Here is a 19,252-nt window from a genome sequence, read left to right on the forward strand (position 1 = left end):
TCAAAATTTGCTGTCAATATAGCGTGAATTTCAACCTGGTAACAACCAAATAGCACACATTGTATCGATACAATGTGGCAAGCAAGGAGTCACAATATGACGATGGAGTGGTATGTCACCCTGTTCGGTTTTGCCGTACTCACCTGCGGTACGCCGGGGCCCAACAACCTGATGCTGACGGCCTCCGGCGCCAACTTCGGGGTGCGTCGCACCCTGCCACATCTGCTCGGGGTGGGGCTGGGGCAGCCGGTGTTGCAACTGGTTCTGGCGCTGGGGCTCTATCCGCTGTTCGAGCGCTGGCCCTTGCTGCGCCTCGGTTTGCAGATCTTCGGTAGCCTCTATCTGCTGTGGCTGGCGTGGCGTATCGCGGTGGCCGGCGCGCCGGGGGATCCGGCCCGTCGGGCCCGTCCGCTAACCATGCTGGAGGGGCTGGGCTTTCAGTTCCTCAATCCCAAGGCGTGGATGATGGGGATCTCCGCCATCAGTCTGTTCAGCCTGCCCGGCGCCAGTTACTGGTCGAGTCAGCTGGCGGTGATGGTCATGTTTGTGCTGGTGGCCCTGCCAGTCTGCTTTGTCTGGGTACTGTTCGGCCATCAGCTGAGCAACTGGATCAGCTCGGATCGGGGCTGGCGGCGACTCAACGGTTCTCTCGGTCTGCTGACGGCGCTCTGCGTGGTGATGCTCTGGTATTGAGCCGTGTTGCGCTGGAGGGGGAGGTGGCCTGGAAAGAGGCATTTCTGACTTGTCGCCACGGGGTTGGCTCTGCATATTAGAAGGCTTTCCCCATAACGGGGGCGTTGCATCGACAAGAGGTTGAGATGGATCTGAACTGGTTACTGCCCCTGGCGGGGTTTGCCCTGGTTACCTGCGGCACGCCGGGGCCCAACAATATGTTGCTCACCAGCGCCGGGGCGGCGCAGGGTTTTCGCCGCACGATTCCCCTGCTGGTGGGGGTAGTGGGGGGGATCAATCTGATGATCCTCGCTACCGCGCTGGGGCTTGGCGTGGTGTTCGAGAAGGTGCCGCTGCTGCACGACGGCCTCAAGCTTATCGGTTCGGCGTATCTGCTCTGGCTGGCGTGGAAGGTGGCGACGGCCAGCGGCCCGGCCGAGGGCAACCGGCCGCTTATTCCCGCTCATCAGGGGGCCATGCTGCAACTGCTCAATCCCAAGGCATGGATGATGGCGCTCTCCGCCATCAGCGGTTTCACCCTGGCGGGGGAGGCTTACTGGCCCTCCGCGCTCTGGGTGTTGGTGACCTTCTTTATTACCGGTCTCTACACCGGGGCGTTCTGGGTGCTTTTTGGTGCCCAGGTGCGGCAAATCATTCGCACCGCCCAGGGCTGGCGGCGTTTCAACCTCGGCATGGGGCTGGCGACGGCCGCCTGTGTCGGGATGATCTGGATTTAGCCCGGGGTTAACCCGGGTCTTTACCGGCTGTCTTGTTGGCCCTGCGGGGCCTTTTTTATCTCGCCCCTGTTGCCTTGCCTGCAAGGTAGCGTGGTTCTGCCCTCCCTTGGGATGAAAGGAGTTCATATGAAATGTATCGGTCTGCTGGGTGGCATGAGCTGGGAGTCCACCGTCAGTTATTATCAGGCGCTCAATCGCGGGGTGCGGGCACAGCTCGGTGGTTTGCACTCGGCGCGGGTGCTGCTCAATAGCGTCGACTTTGCCGGTATCGAGCGGTTGCAGCATGCCGGTGACTGGCCCGCCACTGCCCGCCTGCTGGCGGCGGAGGCGCGCAAGTTGCAGGATGGCGGTGCCGATTTCTTGCTGATCGGCACCAACACCATGCACAAGGTTGCCCCCGAGATTGAGGCGGCCATCGATATTCCGCTGCTCCATATTGCCGATGCCACCGCGGCCAAATTGCAGGCGGACGGGATAACCCGGGTCGGCCTGCTCGGCACCCGCTTCACCATGGAGCAGGATTTTTACAAGGGGCGTTTGCAGGAGCGCTTCGGGTTGGCGGTGCTGGTACCCGATGAGGCCGGTCGGGAGCGGGTACACAGGATCATCTATGACGAGCTCTGTCTGGGGGAGATCCGCGCATCGTCGCGGGCCGAGTATCTGGCGATTATCGAGGGGCTGGCAGCCGCGGGTGCCGAGGCGGTGATCCTCGGCTGCACCGAGATTGCCCTGCTGGTGGGTGATGCCCGGGCGGCGGTGCCGCTCTACGACACCACCGCCATCCATGCCGAAGCGGCGGTCGCGCTGGCACTGGCATCCGATTAATAAACTGGTCAGATCTCACTATTCATGCTTGTCTCATACCCCTTGCCATAAAAGCGTGTAAAATTGCGCCCTGAATTTTCCCCGGCCAACGCGTGTTGGCTGCGGTTTCCTAGCATGCAAGGCTGACATTGTGACTGAAGTAGATAGATTCGCGGATATTCGCCCCTACCGCGATGAAGAAGTGCCGGCAGCCATCGAACGGCTGATCCAGGATGATGAATTTATCGGCGCCATCGCCAAGTATCGTTTCGGTTCCCTGATGAGCTGGCTGGGTTGGGCCATCCGCCCGATGATCCGCCTGTTCCTGCGCCGCAAATGGTCAAAAGTGACCACTGTGCATCAGGTCCAGATGGGGGTCACCCGGTACATGTCCCGTATGATCGCCACCTCCACAAAGGGGGTGACCTTCTCCGGGATTGAGCATCTGAAGAAAGAGCAGGGCTATCTGTTTGTCTCCAACCACAGAGACATCGCCATGGACCCGGCGTTCGTCAACTGGGGGCTGCACACCCACGGTTTTGATACCGTGCGTATCGCCATCGGTGACAACCTGCTGCGCAAACCCTGTGCCACCGAGCTGATGAAGCTCAACAAGAGCTTTATCGTCAAACGCTCCGCCAAGGGGCCGCGGGAGATGATGAAGGCGCTCGGCGAGCTGTCTGCCTATATCGGCAATTCGGTTCACGAAGGTCACTCCATCTGGATTGCCCAGAAGGAAGGGCGCGCCAAGAATGGCGATGACAAGACAGATCCCGCCATCCTCAAGATGTTCTACGTCGACGGCAAGAAGCAGAAGATCGACTTCGTCGACTACATGCGCAGCCTCAATATCGTGCCGGTCAGCATCAGCTATGAGCTGGATCCGACCGACAAGGCGAAGGCGCGCGAGCTCTACGAGAAGTCGGTCAACGGCAGCTACGAGAAGGGCGAGTTCGAGGATATCGAGAGTATCGTCGCCGGTATCGTCGGCATGAAGGGGCGGGTACATGTCTCCTTCGGCGCGCCGATCACCGAGGGCTTCAGCGATCCGGACGAACTGGCCGCGCTGATCGACAAGGCGATCTGGAGCAGCTACCACCTCTTCCCCAGCAACTATCTGGCGGCCGATGTCTCCGGCAAGGCCAACACCATCGAGCAGGCGGCCTTCCTGACCCGTCAGTCAGAGGTGCCGGAAGAGCACAAGGCGATCTGGCGGGCCATGTACGCCAAACCGGTGGAAAACGCCAAAAAGGCTTGAATGAAACCGGTAGCTAAACGGTTTTGCGAAAAAAACGGGCGCTGATGCGCCCGTTTTTGCGTCTGGTCAAAGTCGAGGGGAAAAGGGTGGTGAATAATATGGTTTCAGCTGGTACGATCACTATGAAAATGGGATTATGTCTCTTGGCAAGGTGCTGACGAGTGTGTAACAGTGCCCATATAGCTGAACATGAGCAAAAGCTCTAAACCGGTTTGCACGGATTGCAGACGGCATAATTGAAGGACCTGTCACAGGTCCTTTTTCATTGGCTGGCAAAGATGCCGCCCAGATATACCTAACAGGAAACAGACGCCATGATCACCGGTAGCCTGAACACCCTGCAGCGGACGCCGCTGCCCGCCCCGCTGGCCCGCATCATGGCCGAGGTGGTGAAGAGCGTGGCTCACTGGGGTGACGCTCCGCTCGGCAAGACCGAGATTGATGGCCTCAATCTGTTCTGTCTGGTGAGCGAAGATCTGACCGAGCCAGCCGCGGATCGCCGTGGCGAATTCCATCAGCAGTATCTCGATATCCAGTTGCTGCTGCGCGGTGAAGAGTGGATAGGTGTGGGCCCCCACGACTACGTGAGCGACGGCGCCGACCATCCCCATCCCGACCTCTGGTTTGTCGATGACGAGCAGACCACTTATCTGGCGCTGCAACCGGGCGATTTCGCCATCTTCTGGCCGGGCGAGCTGCACCGCCCGCTCTGTACCTTCAACCAGCCCGCCAAGGTGAAGAAGCTGGTGGTCAAGGTACACAAGGATCTGCTGGCTATCGCCTGAGCATTCCCATTGAGGCGAGCCCTGCGCAGCTGATGCGTTGAGGCTCGCAAGCATTGAAACCAGTGATATGCACCACAAGTTGCGATCACTCTTTCAAGAGCAAGAATTGAAACCAGTGATACGCACCACAGGTTGCGATGACTCTTTCAAGAGCAAGAATTGAAAAATTGGACGCACCCTCCTGCGACCATAAGCCCCCGGCAGGGGAATCCCATCCTCTTTTGGATGACACGACACTGTCGGCATAAAGCCGAAGCACAGGAAGATGTAGAAAATGAGCAAGTTGGTATTGATCCTTAACTGCGGTAGCTCTTCCCTGAAATTTGCCGTAATGGACGCCGAAACAGGTGAGGACATGCTGTCCGGCCTGGCCGAATGCTTCAATCTGGATGATGCACGTATCAAATGGAAACTCCACGGGGTCAAGGGCGAAGCCATGCTGGGAGCGGGTGCCGCTCACCAGGAGGCCCTCGACCATATCGTGGGTCACATCCTGCCGCAGGATCCGACTCTTGCCGAGCAACTGGTGGCCATCGGTCACCGAATCGTACACGGTGGCGAGCAGTTCTCCCGCTCCGTGCGCATTGATGACGGCGTGATCGCCGGTATCGAAGCCGCCATTCCGTTCGCCCCGCTGCACAACCCGGCGCACCTCATCGGTATTCGCGCCGCGCTGAAAGTGTTCCCGCAGCTGTCCGAGAAGAACGTGGCTGTCTTCGACACCGCTTTCCACCAGACTCTGCCGCAAGAGGCCTACCTCTATGCGCTGCCGCACAAGCTCTACCGCGAACACGGTATTCGTCGTTACGGTGCCCACGGTACTTCTCACCGCTACATCGCGGAAGAAGCCGCGAAAGAGCTGGGCAAGCCGTTGAATGAACTGAACATCATCAACTGCCACCTGGGTAACGGTGCCTCTGTCTGCGCCATCAAGAACGGCGAATCCGTTGACACCTCCATGGGTCTGACTCCGCTGGAAGGTCTGGCGATGGGTACCCGCTCCGGTGATATCGATCCGGCCGTGGTCTTCTTCATGCACGACCAGCTCGGTTACAGCGTTGAGCAGATCAACCACACCCTGACCCGTGAGTCCGGTTTGCTGGGGATGACCGAAGTGAGCAGCGATTGCCGCTACGTCACCACCAACTATGCTACCGACGCCGGTGCCAAGCGTGCGCTGGATGTCTTCACCTACCGTGTGGCCAAGTATGTCGGCGCCTATGCCGCTGCGATGGACGGTCGTCTGGACGCCGTGGTCTTTACCGGTGGTATCGGTGAGAACGCCGCCATGGTGCGCGAGATGGTGCTGGCGCGTCTGGCGCTGTTCGGCTTCAAGGTGGACAAAGAGGCCAACAACGCCGCGGTACTGGGTGGCGAAGGTCGTATCACCACCGCCGACAGCCGTTGCGCCATGGTGATCCCTACCAACGAAGAGCTGGTCATCGCTCGCGATGCCCTGAGCCTGGTCTGCTAAGTCAACCTCGCTTTGAAACAACGCCCGGCCTGTGCCGGGCGTTGTCATTTCTGGCGTTCACCGATTTGACATGGGGGAGGGGAGCGGTACCCTGACCACCACTGTTTTTGCAGCCAGCGGGCTGCCCGGTTCGGGAGAGAGCAATGAAAGAGGCGTTTTTTAACTGGTTGTCGGGCCTTGGGGTGGAAGTGACCAACCTGATGGCGCTGGTGATCGCGCTGGGTTTTATCGTCATCACCTCGTTGCTGCTGCACATGGCACTGCACCGGGTGTTGCTGGTCCGGCTGGTGGGGATCCTCGGCAAGGCCAAGCAGGTGTGGCTGCCGCCCCAGCTGCAACAGCGCCTCTTCAACCGGCTCGCTTTCGTGTTGCAGGGGGCCGTGCTGCTCGGTCAGGCGGAGATCTGGCTGCCCCGCCAATCGGATAGCCTCAAGCTTATCGAGATGGTGGCCCAGCTCTGGATTTTGCTGTTCCTGCTGTTGGCCTTCTTCGCCCTGCTCGACTGTCTGTTGTCGGTGAGCCGTTACACCCGCCTTGGTCGGGATTTGCCCCTGCGCGGCATCTTCCAGGGGGCCAAGCTGGTAGGCTGCATTCTGGTGGGCATCCTGATGATCGCCCTGCTGCTCGGCAAGTCGCCGCTGTTCCTGTTCAGCGGTCTGGGTGCCATGACCGCAGTGCTGATGCTGGTGTTCAAGGACCCCATCCTCGGGCTGGTGGCGGGGATCCAGCTCTCCGCCAACCGGATGCTGAGCGTCGGTGACTGGCTGCAGATGGACAAGTACGGCGCCGATGGTGAGGTGACCGACATCGGCCTTACTACGGTCAAGGTGTCGAACTGGGACAAGACCATCACCACCATTCCCACCTATGCCCTGATCTCCGACTCTTTCAAGAACTGGCAGGGGATGACCGAGTCGGGCGGCCGCCGCATCAAGCGCAGCGTCAATATCGACATGACCAGCGTGCGCTTTCTGACGGCCGAGGAGCAGTTGCAGCTCAAGCAGGCGCAACTGCTGGCTCCCTATCTCAGTCGCAAGGAGCAGGAGCTGAGCGCCTACAATCAGCAGCTGAGCGATGCATTGAGCTGCCCCATCAACGGTCGTCACCTCACCAACCTCGGCACCCTGCGCGCCTATCTGGATGCCTACCTGCGCGCCCACCCCGGCATTCGCAAGGACATGACCCTGATGGTGCGCCAGCTGGCACCCACGTCAGACGGTCTGCCGCTGGAAATTTACTGCTTTACCGCGACAACGGCATGGGCCGATTACGAAGGGATCCAGGCTGATATTTTCGACCATATCTTCGCCATAATTGAGCAATTTCATCTGCGGTTGCATCAATCTCCCACAGGTTACGACATGCGTGCCTGGCAACGGGGATAAACAGGGAAACCGGGCGGGTCGGGGACGCGGAAAAAACCGCATATTAATCATCGACCCGTCGCCACTTGTCAGTTGAAATTTGCCGTGCAGAGGAGAAAAATGGCGGCCTTCTCTTCGCGCCCCTGATCCCCTCTTGATCAGCTGCCAGCCCAGAGACGTCACTTCAAGTCATCATCATGGGAAAGTTATGAAGCTCCTTCGCAATAGTGTGGCAACACTCTGCTACAGCCTGCTGCTGACCGCTGCGCCGGTTTTCGCTGTTGAATATGCTCTGCCTGCGGCCAACAGCCGTCTGGTAGGGGAAAATCTGGAATACGTGGTTCCGGCCGAAGAGAACGGCCAGCCGCTGGAGGCCATTGCGGCCAAATTCCAGCTGGGGCTCACCAACATGACCGAAGCCAACCCCGATGCGGATCCCCTGCTGGTACAGACCGGCGAGAAGCTGGTGATCCCCCAGCAGCTGATCCTGCCGGATGCTCCCCGTGAAGGGATCGTGCTGAACGTGGCCGAGATGCGACTCTACTACTACCCCAAGGGTAAAAAAGTGGTGGAAGTGCTGCCCATCGGCATCGGCCAGCTCGGCACCGACACCCCGGAAAACTGGGTGACCAGCGTGCAGCGCAAGAAAGCGGGCCCGACCTGGACCCCGACCGCCAAGATGCATGCCGAATACGCTGCCCGTGGCGAGAGCCTGCCTGCGGTATGGCCGGCTGGCCCGGACAACCCCATGGGTCTGTTTGCCCTCTACATCGGCAAGATGTACGCCATCCACGGTACCAACGCCAACTTCGGCATCGGCCTGCGGGTGAGCCACGGCTGTGTGCGTCTGCGCAACGACGACATCGCCTACCTGTTCAAGCAGGTACCGGTCGGTACCCGCGTCCAGTTCGTCAACCAGCCGATCAAGGCCTCTCTCGAGCCCAACGGTGTCCGCTATCTGGAAGTGCATCAGCCGCTGTCGCGCAGCGAAGAGGAGTTCAACTCCAAGCTGCCGGCGCCGCTGCCGATGACCCCGGCGGTGACCCGCTTCATTGCCCACGCCGACAGCGACTCCCAGTTGGTGAAGCAGGCGCTGGAGCAGCGCAACGGCATGCCGATGGCGATCAACCGCTAAGGGCAAATCCCCGTCACGACAAAGGGCGAACAGCAAGCAGTTCGCCCTTTTTGTTTCTGCTGCGTTGACTCAGCTTCGCAGCAGATTTGCCTGCAGCTCGCTGCCGAGCTGATCGAGCAGCTGATAGCGCGCCTTGTAGCTGGCCCGCTTGCGGGAGGGGATCTCCTCCAATGTCTTGCGGGGCACCTTCAGCGGCAGGCTCATCCAGAGTTCATCCAGCACACAGCCCTGATGCTCCTGCCACAAGCCGTCGAGGTCGAACTTGACCCGATCGGCAGTGCGCTTGCTGCTCTGATAGACGTGGCTTTGGGTGCGGATCCCGAGCAGGCGCTTGCATGCCAGCCCCCGGGCCAGCTCGGCGGCCATATAGACCAGCAGGGACATGGGGCGCAGTCCGCCGCACGCCTTGGTGACCTGCTTGATCTCCTCGCTCTGTCCCTTGCCGCCCTGCAGCGAGCAGATTTCGAGGGTCGGGTTCGGCGCGGGGCGCAGATTGAGGGCCATGTAATAGAGGGCCGCGTCACCCAGCTTGAGGGTCAGGCTCATCTCCCCCTCTTTGCCCATGTGGGTTTGGTAATCCAGTTGCAGGGTGAGGGGGGCCGTCAGCTTGTCGCTCTGCCACTGGGCCAGCAGCAGGCCGCGCCCGCTGTAGATTGCCAGCTGTTGCGCTTTGGGCAGCTGACGTGCCAGCTGCTGGTAGTGGCCGCTGATAAGCCCGGCTCGCAGGCGCTTGCGGAGCCCCTTGTGGCGATAGGGGTGGATCGGCTTTTCCAGAATATCGGGGAAGCGGCTGATCGCCTGCGCCAGCAGCGGTTGCTCCTGCTGCTGGCGATAGAGGGCACGGGCGCCGGGATTGAGCCAGAGACGCCCCACATACTTTGCCCGTCGGATGAGATGACCCGACTCCTCCACCGGGTGAAGGCGGCGGGCGAGGGTTCGCAGGTGTGACAGATGAGATGACATGGTGCCGACCTCTGACTGGTGTGATGAGACAGGGCGGGGAGTGTAGGAGCGGGGCGCTGGCTTGTAAAAAATGGATAGTAACAAAATGTGAAAACATAACGCTCAGTAGCGGCTGGCGCTGCGAGATGACCGTCACGGCCACGGCAGGAAATCTGGCGCCATCCTCTTGATGCGGCAGATGATTTGATGCGCAAAGGTTTTTATTGTGTTTTGTGTTTGTTAAAAGTGGTTGAGCTGGCGCGAACGGCTGATTAAGCTAGGCCGGTTTTTTAGGGATGAGCCCGTCACCAGAGCGGGCAGAAAATGACACAAAACGGAGTTTTGCATGACAGCTAGCACACCCATGTTAATCACCTTCCTGGTGTATATCCTCGGAATGGTGTTGATCGGCTTCGTCGCCTATCGCGCCACCCGCAACTTTGATGACTACATTCTGGGCGGCCGCCGGATGGGGAGCTGGGTCACAGCTCTCTCTGCTGGCGCCTCCGACATGAGCGGCTGGCTGCTGATGGGCCTGCCCGGCGCCGTCTTCGTCAGCGGCATCTCCGAGAGCTGGATCGCCATCGGTCTGGTGATCGGTGCCTACCTCAACTGGCGCTGGGTAGCGGGCCGCCTGCGGGTACATACCGAGAAGAACCGCAATGCCCTGACCCTGCCGGACTACTTCACCTATCGTTTTGAAGATCACAGCAAGGTGCTGCGCATTCTCTCTGCGCTGGTGATCCTGCTCTTCTTCACCATCTATTGCGCCTCCGGCGTGGTGGCCGGTGCCCGTCTGTTCGAGAGCACCTTCGGCATGGATTACAACACCGCCCTCTGGGTCGGTGCCGCCGCCACCATTACCTACACCTTCTTCGGCGGCTTCCTCGCGGTGAGCTGGACCGATACGGTGCAGGCGACCCTGATGATCTTCGCCCTGATCCTGACCCCGGTCTTCGTCATCATCGCCGTCGGCGGGATAGACAGCGCCATGATCGAGGTGGCCGCCAAGAGCGCTACCAACCTCGACATGTTCAAGAATCTGGATGTGATCGCCATTGTCTCGTTGATGGCCTGGGGCCTTGGTTACTTCGGTCAGCCCCACATTCTGGCCCGCTTTATGGCGGCGGATTCCCACCACTCCATGGCCAATGCCCGCCGTATCAGCATGACCTGGATGGTGTTCTGCCTCGCTGGTGCGGTGGCCATCGGCTTCTTCGGTCTGGCCTACTTCGCCCGCTTCCCGGAAGTGGCGGCTGGGGTGACCGGCAACCCGGAACGGGTCTTTATCGAGCTTTCCAAAATCCTGTTCAACCCCTGGATCGCCGGTGTGCTGCTCTCCGCTATTCTGGCGGCGGTGATGAGCACTCTAAGTTGTCAATTACTGGTCTGCTCCAGCGCCATCACCGAGGATCTCTACAAGCCCTTCCTGCGCAAGAACGCCTCCCAGCGTGAGCTGGTGTGGGTGGGTCGCCTGATGGTGCTGCTGATCGCGGTGATTGCCATCGCCGTCGCCATGAATCCGGAAAACCGGGTGCTGGGGCTGGTGAGCTACGCCTGGGCCGGTTTCGGTGCTGCCTTTGGTCCCGTGGTGCTGCTCTCGGTGCTCTGGCCGCGAATGACCCGCAACGGCGCGCTGGCCGGCATGCTGGTCGGTGCCATCACCGTCATCGTCTGGAAGCAGTTCGGCTGGCTGGGGCTGTATGAGATCATCCCGGGCTTCCTGTTCGCACTGCTGGCCATTGTGGTGGGCAGTCTGCTGGGCGAAGCGCCCTCAAAAGCGATGCTGGAGCGTTTCCGTGATGCCGAGGAGGAGTACAACACCCCGGCCGAGAGCGCGGGAGAGCCGGTCGCGGTGAACTGATCCCCCTTACCGCTTTCTGATTGAGAGCCCCGCCCCCGGACAAGGAGTGCCCTGGTTGGCCATCCTTGCACCGGTTTGGCGGGGCTTTGTGCTATCTGATTCACTCTTGGGCACTTTTTTATGTTCGGCCGGTGGCTCCCGGGTGCTCGCTTTCTTTTGTCTTGGCACCGAATATGGGACACTAGGCCGCCTGAAGGAGACCTAGTGCATGCGGCTATTCACCCTGATCCTGATCCTCCTGCTGGGGGGACTGCAATATGACCTCTGGCTGGGGAAGAACGGGCTATCCGATTATCAGAACCTGTCGGAGGCCATCTCGCAGCAACAGCGGGACAACCAGACTCTCAAGGATCGTAACGACCTCATTTACCGCGAGATAGATGATCTCACCTCTGGCCTCGAGGCCATCGAGGAGTTGTCACGCAACGATCTGGGTTACATCAAGCAGGGGGAGACCTTCTACCGGATCATCCCCAAAGAGAAAGACAAAGAGACAGCGCCGGACGATGAGCCCTACGATGACTGATGCCAGCCGGGTATCCGGCCTGACGGCGATCGTCCCTGCCGCCGGTATCGGCAGCCGGATGGGGGCCGATTGCCCCAAGCAGTACCTGCAACTGGCGGGTAAAACCATTCTCGAACATACCCTGGAGCGGCTGCTCTCCCACCCGGCCATCGCCCAGGTGATCGTGGCGCTGGCGCCCCATGACCGCTGGTTCGAGGCCCTGCCCGTGGCGGCCGACCCGCGAATTGTGCGGGTAGAGGGAGGCGCCGAGCGCGCCTTCTCCGTCCTCAATGGCCTCCATGTGGCGCAAGGGGAGTGGGTGCTGGTGCACGATGCGGCCCGTCCCTGTCTGACTCACGGCGATCTAGATGCGCTGATTGCCGCGGCCATGAACTGCGGCGGTGCCATTCTCGGCAGTCGGGTGCGCGATACCATGAAACGCTCCGATGGGGAGGGCAATATCATCGCCACCGTCGAGCGCGAGCAGCTCTGGCATGCCCTGACGCCGCAGATGTTCCCGACCCGTGCCCTGAAGCGGGCGCTCGAAGAGGGGCTGCTGCTGGGCGCCACCATCACCGACGAGGCCTCCGCCATGGAGCGGGCCGGATTCACGGTGCGGATGGTGGAGGGGCGCGCCGACAATATCAAAGTGACCCGGCCGGAAGACTTGTCGCTGGCGGGGCTGTTTTTAAGCCAGCAGGCATAAGCCCCTCAGTCAGAACAGACCGTTCAGAGCAGAGTGTCTCGAACAAACAGGCCCGAACAAGGAGTTAGCATGATCCGGATTGGACATGGTGTGGACGTACACAAAATTGATGGGGTTGGTTTCAGCATGTTGGGAGGTTGCCGCTGATGATGCGCATTGGTCATGGTTTTGATGTCCATAAATTTGGTGGTGTTGGCCCCTGCATGCTGGGTGGCGTGCCGGTTCCCTACGAGCAGGGGCTGGTTGCCCACTCTGACGGCGATGTGGTGCTGCACGCGGTGAGCGATGCCCTGCTGGGGGCCATCGGTGCCGGTGACATCGGTCGCCACTTCCCCGATACCGCTGCCGAGTTCAAGGGGATCGACAGTCGCATTCTGCTGCGGGATGTCTTTGCCCGGGTACAGCAGGCGGGGTATGCCATCGGCAACCTGGATGTGACCATCATCGCCCAGGCCCCCAAAATGGCCCCCCATATCGACGCCATGTGCGCCGTGCTGGCCGCCGATCTGCAATGTGATTTGAACCGGGTGAACGTCAAGGCGACCACCACCGAACAGCTTGGGTTTACGGGGCGCAAGGAAGGGATCGCCACCGAAGCCGTCGTCCTACTGGTGAAACAATAATGCTGGAACAACTTGCCTATCTGCACGGGGCGCCCACCGCCCGCGGTATCCTCAAGGCCGAGGCCGCCGACTTCGTGGTGAATGAAGATCTCGGCTTCGAGCCTTGCGGTGAAGGGGAGCATATCTTCGTCCGGGTGCGCAAAACCGGCGAGAACACCGCCTGGGTAGCGGGTCTGCTGGCCGATGCGGCCGGGGTCAACCGCAATGCGGTGACTTGGGCGGGCCTGAAGGATCGTCACGCGGTGACCGAGCAGTGGTTTGGCATTCACCTGCCGGGCAAGGCCGAGCCGGACTTGTCGGTTATCGAGAGCGACAGCATCCAGATCCTGCAAGCCAGGCGTCACAACCGCAAATTGCGGGTCGGCTACCTCAAGGGCAACCATTTCACCCTGCGTCTCACCGGTCTGGAACAGGCCGACGGGCTGGAAGCGCGCCTGCAGGCCATCGCCACTCAGGGTGTACCCAATTACTATGGTGAGCAGCGTTTTGGCCGTGATGGCAACAACCTGGAAGCGGCCAAGGCGATGTTTGCCGGCAAGCGGATCAAGGATCGCAACAAGCGCTCACTCTACCTCTCTGCCGCCCGTAGCATGCTGTTCAACGCCATTGTCAGCGCCCGTATTGAGCAGGGGCTGGCTCATCAGCTGCTGGCCGGTGATTGCGTGATGCTCAAGGGCAGCCACTCCATCTTCAGCGAAGAGAGCGTGACCCCCGAGCTGGAAGCGCGTCTTGCCTCCGGCGACGTGCAGCTGACCGCGCCCCAGTGGGGCCGTGGCCGCCTGGCCAGTCAGGGCGCCGCTGCCGAGTTCGAACAGGGCGTGCTGGCTCCTTACAGCGATTGGTGTGACGGGCTGGAGAAAGCCGGGCTGGATCAGGACAGGCGCCCCCTGCTGCTCAAGCCGGAGCAGATGAGCTGGCAGCTGGACGGCGAGGCGCTGACCCTCTCCTTCTTCCTGCCGGCGGGCGCGTTTGCCACCAGCGTGGTGCGCGAGTTAATGCAGGCCGAAGAGGCCGATCACGGTTTCAGGAATCAGACCGATGCGAATTCTGGTCAGTAATGATGATGGTGTGCATGCCGAGGGCATTCGTGCCCTCAGCGAGGCGCTGCGCGCCTGTGGCGAGGTCATTGTGGTGGCGCCGGATCGCAACCGCAGCGGCGCGAGTCACTCCCTGACGCTGGAAGTACCGCTGCGGGTTACCCGCATTGCAGAAAACGGCTTTAATGGGTGCGAGAGCTATGCGGTGAAGGGGACACCGACCGACTGCGTGCATCTGGCGGTCAACGAGCTGGTGCGCCCTGAACCCGACATGGTGGTGGCCGGCATCAACCACGGTGCCAACCTGGGGGATGATGTCATCTACTCGGGCACGGTCGCCGCGGCCACCGAGGGACGCCATCTTGGCTACCCCTCCATCGCCATCTCGCTGGTGGGCAAGACCCACTTCGCCACGGCGGCCCACTATGCGGCCCTGCTGGTGAAGGGGCTGATGAAACACCCCCTGCCTGCCGATCAGATCCTCAACGTTAACGTGCCGGACTTGCCCCTCGAGCAGATCAAGGGGATCAAGACCACCCGCCTTGGCAATCGCCACCGGGCGGAGTCGGTGATCTGCACCGAGGATCCCCGTGGCCAGCCCATCTACTGGATCGGCCCCCCCGGTAGCCAGCAGGATGCCGGTGAAGGCACCGATTTTGCTGCCATCGAGCAGGGCTATGTCTCGATTACCCCCCTGACCATCGATATGACTGCCTATGACAGTCTCGCCGGTCTGGGGGCCTGGTTAGATCTGCAGGGATGAGGGTGGTGTGATAGTACAGCGCCTGTTAAATCAGCTCATTGCGCAGGATATTCGCGATTTTCGCGTGCTGGCGACCATCGCGAAAGTGCCGCGCCAGCTGTTCGTGGACGAGGCCATGGCGCACAAGGCGTGGGATAACACCGCCCTGCCCATTGGCCACGGCCAGACCATTTCGCAGCCCTATATGGTGGCGCGAATGACCGAGTTGCTGATGCAAAACAATCCGGCCCATGTGCTGGAGATTGGCACTGGTTCGGGCTACCAGACGGCGATCCTTGCCCATCTGGTGGAGCATGTTTATACCGTGGAGCGGATCAAGTCGCTGCAGTTCCAGGCCCGGCGCCGACTGCGCCAGCTCGATCTGCACAATGTCTCGGCCAAGCACGGCAACGGCTGGCTGGGGTGGCCCAACAAGGGGCCTTATGACGCCATTCTGGTGACGGCCGCGGCGAGCGAGATCCCGACGGCACTGACCGATCAGCTGGCCGAAGGGGGCCGACTGGTGTTGCCCGTGGGTGACAGCCAGCAGACCCTGCAACTGATCGAACGATCCGGATCCCAGCTGACCAGCCGTATTCTGGAGCCGGTACGTTTTGTTCCCCTGATTGACGGAGATGTTGAGTGAAGTTGTTTTCCCGTTTGTACGTACTGGTGATGCAGTGGGCTCGCCACAAGCATGCCCCCTGGTATCTCTCCATCACCGCTTTCATCGAGTCGGTGTTCTGGCCGATCCCGGTGGATGTGATGCTGGCGCCGATGGCGCTCGCCAAGCCCCACAAGGCGTGGCACTACGCCACACTGGCTACCCTCTTCTCTGTGCTGGGCGCCCTGTTTGGCTATGCCCTTGGCTATGCCCTGTGGGATCCGGTCGTGCTGCCACTGGTGGAGTCTGTGGGCTATCAGGACAAGATCGAGATTGCTCGCAACTGGTTTGAGCAGTGGGGGATCTGGGTCATTTTCATTGCCAGCTTCACCCCTATCCCCTACAAGGTGTTTACCGTGACGGCAGGGTTGTTGCAAATGGCTCTGCTGCCCTTCATCATCACCTCCCTCATCGGTCGTGGCATGCGCTTTTTCCTGGTGGCGGGCCTGATGCGCTGGGGTGGCGAGAAGATGGAACGCAAACTGATGCACTATGTAGATGTGCTCGGTTGGCTCTGTATTGGTCTGGCCGTGGTGGCCTATTTCTGGTTTAGTCGTTAAGGATCCATTATGCGTTCGCGTATTTGGCAAGGAAGCAGTGTCGTGGTGTTGTCATGGCTGCTGCTTGCCTGCTCCTCCAGTAAAAATGCAGCTCCGGTAGATGGTGTTGATGAGGGGCAGTTTGTCTCGACCATTCCGGCTCGCCAAAGCGGTGCCCAGGTTAGCGCCCCCATTCAGGGCGGCAGCTATGTGGTGAAGCGGGGCGATACCCTCTACTCCATCGCCTTCAACTCCGGCAACGACGTGCCGTCGCTGGCCAGCCTCAACAATATCAGCCCGCCCTACAACATCTATCCGGGGCAGCGTCTGCGACTCGATGGTTCCAGCGCCAGTGTTGGCAGCAGCCGCAGTGCCGGTACCTATGAGGTGCGTCGCGGCGATACCCTGAGCAGCATTGGCCGCCAGTTCGGCATGACGCCGCAGGCGCTGGCCCAGAGCAACAACCTGAGCGCCCCCTATGCGCTGCAACCGGGTCAGGTGCTCAATGTCCAGACCGCAGGCGGCGGTTCGACCCAGATGGTGGCTGCGACTCGTACGGCAACCGTGACGCCGGTGGCCGTGAGCCGTCCGAGCAGCGGTCCGCGTCCGTTGGCCGAGCCGAGTGGATCTGGTCAGACCACGCCGTTCATCTCTCAGAAATCCGTTGCTCCGGCAGCACCGAAGGAATACGCTCAGTCCAAAGAACAAAAAACAAACAACTCCCAGTCGAGACTTGCTTGGCACTGGCCCGCAAAAGGCCGGATTGTCGAGGGGTTCTCTGTTGCAGAACAGGGTAACAAGGGGATCGACATAGCCGGCCAGAAGGGGCAACCCGTCTACGCCGCCAGCAGCGGTAAAGTGGTATACGCTGGCAGTGCTTTAAGGGGGTACGGCAAGCTGATTATCCTCAAGCATGATGATGACTATCTCTCCGCTTACGCACACAACGACGAGTTGCGGGTGAAGGAAGGGGACAGCGTCAAGGGGGGCTCGGTCATTGCCAACATGGGTAGCACGGACGCGCCGGATGTGCGATTGCATTTCGAGATCCGGTACAGAGGCAAGTCGATCAATCCGATGAGCTATTTGCCAAAGCGTTAACCCCAGAGAGACCGTCTTACTCTGGTAACGTCAGGGAGACACACCATGAGCCAAGAACAACTGGTAATGCAGGATGCAGAGTTAGAGTTTGACGCTGAACCCGAATCTCATGAAGTAGAAGAGTTGCAGGAGGTAGCCGCCGAGGCGGAAGATATTATCTCCGATGAGTTGCTGGCACCTGAGCTGAACAAGGTGATGGATGCCACGCAACTCTATCTGGGGGAGATAGGTTTCTCCCCGCTGCTCACTGCCGAAGAGGAAGTCTACTACGCCCGTCGTGCCTTGCGGGGTGACAAAGCCGCCCGCAAGCGCATGATCGAGTCCAACCTGCGACTGGTGGTGAAAATCGCCCGCCGTTACAACAACCGCGGCCTGGTGCTGCTGGATCTCATCGAAGAGGGCAACCTCGGTCTTATCCGCGCGGTCGAGAAGTTTGACCCCGAGCGCGGCTTCCGTTTCTCCACCTATGCTACCTGGTGGATCCGCCAGACCATAGAGCGGGCCATCATGAACCAGACCCGCACCATCCGTCTGCCCATTCATGTGGTCAAAGAGTTAAACGTTTACCTGCGCACCGCGCGCGAACTCTCTCACCGTCTCGATCATGAACCGACCGCCGAGGATATCGCCTTCGCGCTGGATCGTTCGGTGGACGATGTGAATCGCATGCTCAAGCTCAACGAGAAGATCACCTCAGTGGACACCCCCATCGGTGGCGATCGCGACAAGGCATTGCTGGATGTGCTTTCAGATGAACGCGGCATGGGGCCTGAGCTGGAGTCACAGGAAGATGATATGCGCAGCAGCATTGTGCACTGGCTGGAAGAGCTCAATCCCAAACAGCGGGAAGTGCTGGCCCGTCGTTTCGGTCTGCTGGGCTACGAGCCGGCTACCCTCGAGGATGTGGGGGCCGAGATTGGCCTGACCCGCGAGCGGGTACGCCAGATCCAAGTGGAGGGGCTGCGCCGTCTGCGGGAGATCCTGCTGAGTCAGGGGCTCTCCATCGAGGCGCTATTTCGTACCAATTAAGCATCCGCACCAACTGATCAGCGCATCAGCCAGATAGCACGAGGGGGGCAACAGCTCCCCCTCGTTTTTTATTGCCTGTCGTCTGGCGATGGCTTCGTGGTTATACCAGCTCAGCCAGCATGGTGTCGGCGTAGGGCACCAGTGCTTCGCCCTTCTTCACCTTGGCGAGATAGTCCGGGTTGGCGATAAGCGGACGGCCGATGGCCACCAGATCGAAGCGGTTAGCCTCGATGGCCGCAGCGGCGCGCTCGGCGTCGTAGTTACCCACCCCGACCAGATTGCCCTTGTAGTGGGCGCGCAGATAGTCGGAGGCGCGGCCACCCAGATAATCGAAGGTGAGGTTGTCATCGAAGATGCCGAGGTGGATATAGGCCAGCGGGCGATCGTTGAGCTTGCCCAGCAGGTAGTCGAACACGGCGCGATCTTCCGGGCTGCCCGCCAGATGGACATAGGCACCCGGGGAGAGGCGAATACCAACCCGATCACCGCCGATGCGGGTGCTGATGGCATCGACCACTTCCAGCGCGAAGCGGCTCATCTTTTCCGGGCTGCCACCATAGTTGTCGGTGCGCAGGTTGGTAGAGTGGTGCAGGAACTGGTCGATCAGGTAGCCGTTGGCACCGTGGATCTCCACCCCGTCAAAGCCCGCCTCGATGGCGTTGGCACCGGCTTGGGCGTAATCCTGCACCAGCTGGGCGATTTCGGCCTCGGTCAGGGCGCGCGGCACCTGATAGGTCAGCTCGCGCATGCGGGGCACAGTGCCCTCGTGTGCCACGGCAGAGGGGGCCAACACTTCAGCCTGATGGAAGAAGGGGTGGGAGAGGCGGCCGACGTGCCACAGCTGGGCGAAGATCTTGCCGCCTTTGGCGTGTACGGCGCTGGTCACTTTCTTCCAGCCATCGATCTGCGCCTGGGTGAAGAGGCCCGGGGTATTGGGGTAGCCCTGCGCATCGGGGCGGATGATGACGGCCTCGGAAACAATCAGGCCGATGTCGGCGCGGCGGCCGTAATAGGCAGCCATCTGCTCGGTCGGCACCAGACCTGGGCCTGCCATGCAGCGGGTGAGCGGGGCCATCATGAAACGGTTGGCCAGGGTCAGAGTGTCATTGAGTCGATACGGCTGAAACAGGGTATTCATGATAGGTTGTCCTGAACGGGTTATTCTTGAACGTGCATTCAAGACGTTTTTTGCGTCAGGCGCAAGCTTTTTTTGAATGCGCGTTCAAGAAGGTTGGCCCGAGCGGGCGGCTGGGGTAAACTTGCCGCCCTTT

At 60.5% G+C, this 19,252-nt stretch carries 20 protein-coding genes; 18 read left to right on the plus strand and 2 right to left on the minus strand.

The window, feature by feature from the left end:
* The first annotated feature begins 96 nt into the window (after positions 1–96).
* The 8 genes from I6L49_RS19725 (at position 97) to I6L49_RS19760 (ending at position 8,229) form a co-directional block, all read left to right on the plus strand.
* Complete coding sequence (locus I6L49_RS19725) at positions 97–693, plus strand: LysE family translocator (RefSeq protein WP_005335536.1); 597 nt, start codon at positions 97–99, stop codon at positions 691–693.
* Positions 694–818: 125 nt separating this feature from the next.
* Complete coding sequence (locus I6L49_RS19730; RefSeq protein WP_139437449.1) at positions 819–1,409, plus strand: LysE family translocator; 591 nt, start codon at positions 819–821, stop codon at positions 1,407–1,409.
* A gap of 126 nt (positions 1,410–1,535) precedes the next feature.
* Positions 1,536–2,234 carry an aspartate/glutamate racemase family protein gene (locus I6L49_RS19735; RefSeq protein WP_216950202.1) on the plus strand — a complete coding sequence of 233 codons (699 nt, stop codon included), beginning with the start codon at positions 1,536–1,538 and terminating at the stop codon, positions 2,232–2,234.
* Between the two features lie 130 nt (positions 2,235–2,364).
* Complete coding sequence (locus I6L49_RS19740) at positions 2,365–3,471, plus strand: 1-acyl-sn-glycerol-3-phosphate acyltransferase (RefSeq protein ID WP_005362790.1); 1,107 nt, start codon at positions 2,365–2,367, stop codon at positions 3,469–3,471.
* A gap of 314 nt (positions 3,472–3,785) precedes the next feature.
* Positions 3,786–4,256, plus strand: coding sequence for a YhcH/YjgK/YiaL family protein (locus I6L49_RS19745; RefSeq protein WP_043821633.1), 471 nt, complete (start codon positions 3,786–3,788; stop codon positions 4,254–4,256).
* A 274-nt stretch (positions 4,257–4,530) separates the two neighbouring features.
* Complete coding sequence (locus I6L49_RS19750; RefSeq protein WP_107682697.1) at positions 4,531–5,730, plus strand: acetate kinase; 1,200 nt, start codon at positions 4,531–4,533, stop codon at positions 5,728–5,730.
* Between the two features lie 143 nt (positions 5,731–5,873).
* On the plus strand, positions 5,874–7,115 hold the full coding sequence (locus tag I6L49_RS19755; protein WP_216950203.1) for a mechanosensitive ion channel family protein: 1,242 nt from the start codon (positions 5,874–5,876) through the stop codon (positions 7,113–7,115).
* Positions 7,116–7,302: 187 nt separating this feature from the next.
* A complete protein-coding gene (locus tag I6L49_RS19760) occupies positions 7,303–8,229 on the plus strand; it encodes a L,D-transpeptidase family protein (RefSeq protein WP_005354531.1) in 927 nt (308 codons plus the stop codon).
* Positions 8,230–8,298: 69 nt separating this feature from the next.
* Here the strand turns inward: I6L49_RS19760 and I6L49_RS19765 are convergent, their stop codons facing one another.
* Positions 8,299–9,192, minus strand: coding sequence for a DUF535 family protein (locus I6L49_RS19765; RefSeq protein WP_216950204.1), 894 nt, complete (start codon positions 9,190–9,192; stop codon positions 8,299–8,301).
* Between the two features lie 325 nt (positions 9,193–9,517).
* On the opposite strand from I6L49_RS19765, the gene putP reads away from it, so the two are divergent.
* The 10 genes from putP (at position 9,518) to rpoS (ending at position 17,981) form a co-directional block, all read left to right on the plus strand.
* Positions 9,518–11,035 carry a sodium/proline symporter PutP gene (gene putP / locus I6L49_RS19770; RefSeq protein ID WP_139739835.1) on the plus strand — a complete coding sequence of 506 codons (1,518 nt, stop codon included), beginning with the start codon at positions 9,518–9,520 and terminating at the stop codon, positions 11,033–11,035.
* Positions 11,036–11,243: 208 nt separating this feature from the next.
* Entirely contained in the window at positions 11,244–11,561 is a 318-nt protein-coding gene (ftsB, locus tag I6L49_RS19775) for a cell division protein FtsB (protein WP_005335520.1), read from the plus strand.
* Positions 11,554–12,246, plus strand: coding sequence for a 2-C-methyl-D-erythritol 4-phosphate cytidylyltransferase (gene ispD, locus I6L49_RS19780; RefSeq protein WP_021229511.1), 693 nt, complete (start codon positions 11,554–11,556; stop codon positions 12,244–12,246). The genes ftsB and ispD overlap by 8 nt, the downstream gene beginning before the upstream one ends.
* A gap of 146 nt (positions 12,247–12,392) precedes the next feature.
* Positions 12,393–12,869, plus strand: a complete 477-nt coding sequence (gene ispF / locus I6L49_RS19785) for a 2-C-methyl-D-erythritol 2,4-cyclodiphosphate synthase (RefSeq protein ID WP_040097825.1) — start codon at positions 12,393–12,395, stop codon at positions 12,867–12,869.
* Positions 12,869–13,927, plus strand: coding sequence for a tRNA pseudouridine(13) synthase TruD (truD, locus tag I6L49_RS19790; RefSeq protein WP_005354508.1), 1,059 nt, complete (start codon positions 12,869–12,871; stop codon positions 13,925–13,927). The genes ispF and truD overlap by 1 nt, the downstream gene beginning before the upstream one ends.
* The gene (surE, locus tag I6L49_RS19795) at positions 13,908–14,669 is read left to right on the plus strand and encodes a 5'/3'-nucleotidase SurE (protein WP_005335515.1); all 762 of its coding nucleotides are present in this window, start codon (positions 13,908–13,910) and stop codon (positions 14,667–14,669) included. The genes truD and surE overlap by 20 nt, the downstream gene beginning before the upstream one ends.
* Positions 14,670–14,676: 7 nt before the next feature.
* Entirely contained in the window at positions 14,677–15,294 is a 618-nt protein-coding gene (locus I6L49_RS19800) for a protein-L-isoaspartate(D-aspartate) O-methyltransferase (protein ID WP_005335507.1), read from the plus strand.
* Positions 15,291–15,872, plus strand: coding sequence for a YqaA family protein (locus I6L49_RS19805; RefSeq protein WP_021229508.1), 582 nt, complete (start codon positions 15,291–15,293; stop codon positions 15,870–15,872). The genes I6L49_RS19800 and I6L49_RS19805 overlap by 4 nt, the downstream gene beginning before the upstream one ends.
* 9 nt (positions 15,873–15,881) lie before the next feature.
* The gene (locus tag I6L49_RS19810) at positions 15,882–16,952 is read left to right on the plus strand and encodes a LysM peptidoglycan-binding domain-containing protein (protein ID WP_151287373.1); all 1,071 of its coding nucleotides are present in this window, start codon (positions 15,882–15,884) and stop codon (positions 16,950–16,952) included.
* Positions 16,953–16,997: 45 nt separating this feature from the next.
* Positions 16,998–17,981, plus strand: a complete 984-nt coding sequence (gene rpoS, locus I6L49_RS19815; RefSeq protein ID WP_005362773.1) for an RNA polymerase sigma factor RpoS — start codon at positions 16,998–17,000, stop codon at positions 17,979–17,981.
* A gap of 100 nt (positions 17,982–18,081) precedes the next feature.
* Here rpoS and I6L49_RS19820 read toward each other — a convergent pair whose 3' ends face one another.
* The gene (locus I6L49_RS19820; protein ID WP_216950205.1) at positions 18,082–19,119 is read right to left on the minus strand and encodes an alkene reductase; all 1,038 of its coding nucleotides are present in this window, start codon (positions 19,117–19,119) and stop codon (positions 18,082–18,084) included.
* Positions 19,120–19,252 lie beyond the last annotated feature (133 nt).

Origin of the sequence: Aeromonas sp. FDAARGOS 1419 (assembly GCF_019047045.1) — a bacterium.
GTDB lineage: Bacteria > Pseudomonadota > Gammaproteobacteria > Enterobacterales > Aeromonadaceae > Aeromonas > Aeromonas veronii.

Bases quoted from the DNA above. Each gene is read 5' to 3' on its own strand.
- I6L49_RS19725 (WP_005335536.1), top strand. From the start codon at position 97: ATGACGATGGAGTGGTATGTCACCCTGTTCGGTTTTGCCGTACTCACC.
- I6L49_RS19730 (WP_139437449.1), top strand. From the start codon at position 819: ATGGATCTGAACTGGTTACTGCCCCTGGCGGGGTTTGCCCTGGTTACC.
- I6L49_RS19735 (WP_216950202.1), top strand. From the start codon at position 1,536: ATGAAATGTATCGGTCTGCTGGGTGGCATGAGCTGGGAGTCCACCGTC.
- I6L49_RS19745 (WP_043821633.1), top strand. From the start codon at position 3,786: ATGATCACCGGTAGCCTGAACACCCTGCAGCGGACGCCGCTGCCCGCC.
- I6L49_RS19750 (WP_107682697.1), top strand. From the start codon at position 4,531: ATGAGCAAGTTGGTATTGATCCTTAACTGCGGTAGCTCTTCCCTGAAA.
- I6L49_RS19755 (WP_216950203.1), top strand. From the start codon at position 5,874: ATGAAAGAGGCGTTTTTTAACTGGTTGTCGGGCCTTGGGGTGGAAGTG.
- I6L49_RS19760 (WP_005354531.1), top strand. From the start codon at position 7,303: ATGAAGCTCCTTCGCAATAGTGTGGCAACACTCTGCTACAGCCTGCTG.
- I6L49_RS19765 (WP_216950204.1), bottom strand. From the start codon at position 9,192: ATGTCATCTCATCTGTCACACCTGCGAACCCTCGCCCGCCGCCTTCAC.
- putP (WP_139739835.1), top strand. From the start codon at position 9,518: ATGACAGCTAGCACACCCATGTTAATCACCTTCCTGGTGTATATCCTC.
- ftsB (WP_005335520.1), top strand. From the start codon at position 11,244: ATGCGGCTATTCACCCTGATCCTGATCCTCCTGCTGGGGGGACTGCAA.
- ispD (WP_021229511.1), top strand. From the start codon at position 11,554: ATGACTGATGCCAGCCGGGTATCCGGCCTGACGGCGATCGTCCCTGCC.
- ispF (WP_040097825.1), top strand. From the start codon at position 12,393: ATGATGCGCATTGGTCATGGTTTTGATGTCCATAAATTTGGTGGTGTT.
- truD (WP_005354508.1), top strand. From the start codon at position 12,869: ATGCTGGAACAACTTGCCTATCTGCACGGGGCGCCCACCGCCCGCGGT.
- surE (WP_005335515.1), top strand. From the start codon at position 13,908: ATGCGAATTCTGGTCAGTAATGATGATGGTGTGCATGCCGAGGGCATT.
- I6L49_RS19810 (WP_151287373.1), top strand. From the start codon at position 15,882: ATGCGTTCGCGTATTTGGCAAGGAAGCAGTGTCGTGGTGTTGTCATGG.
- rpoS (WP_005362773.1), top strand. From the start codon at position 16,998: ATGAGCCAAGAACAACTGGTAATGCAGGATGCAGAGTTAGAGTTTGAC.
- I6L49_RS19820 (WP_216950205.1), bottom strand. From the start codon at position 19,119: ATGAATACCCTGTTTCAGCCGTATCGACTCAATGACACTCTGACCCTG.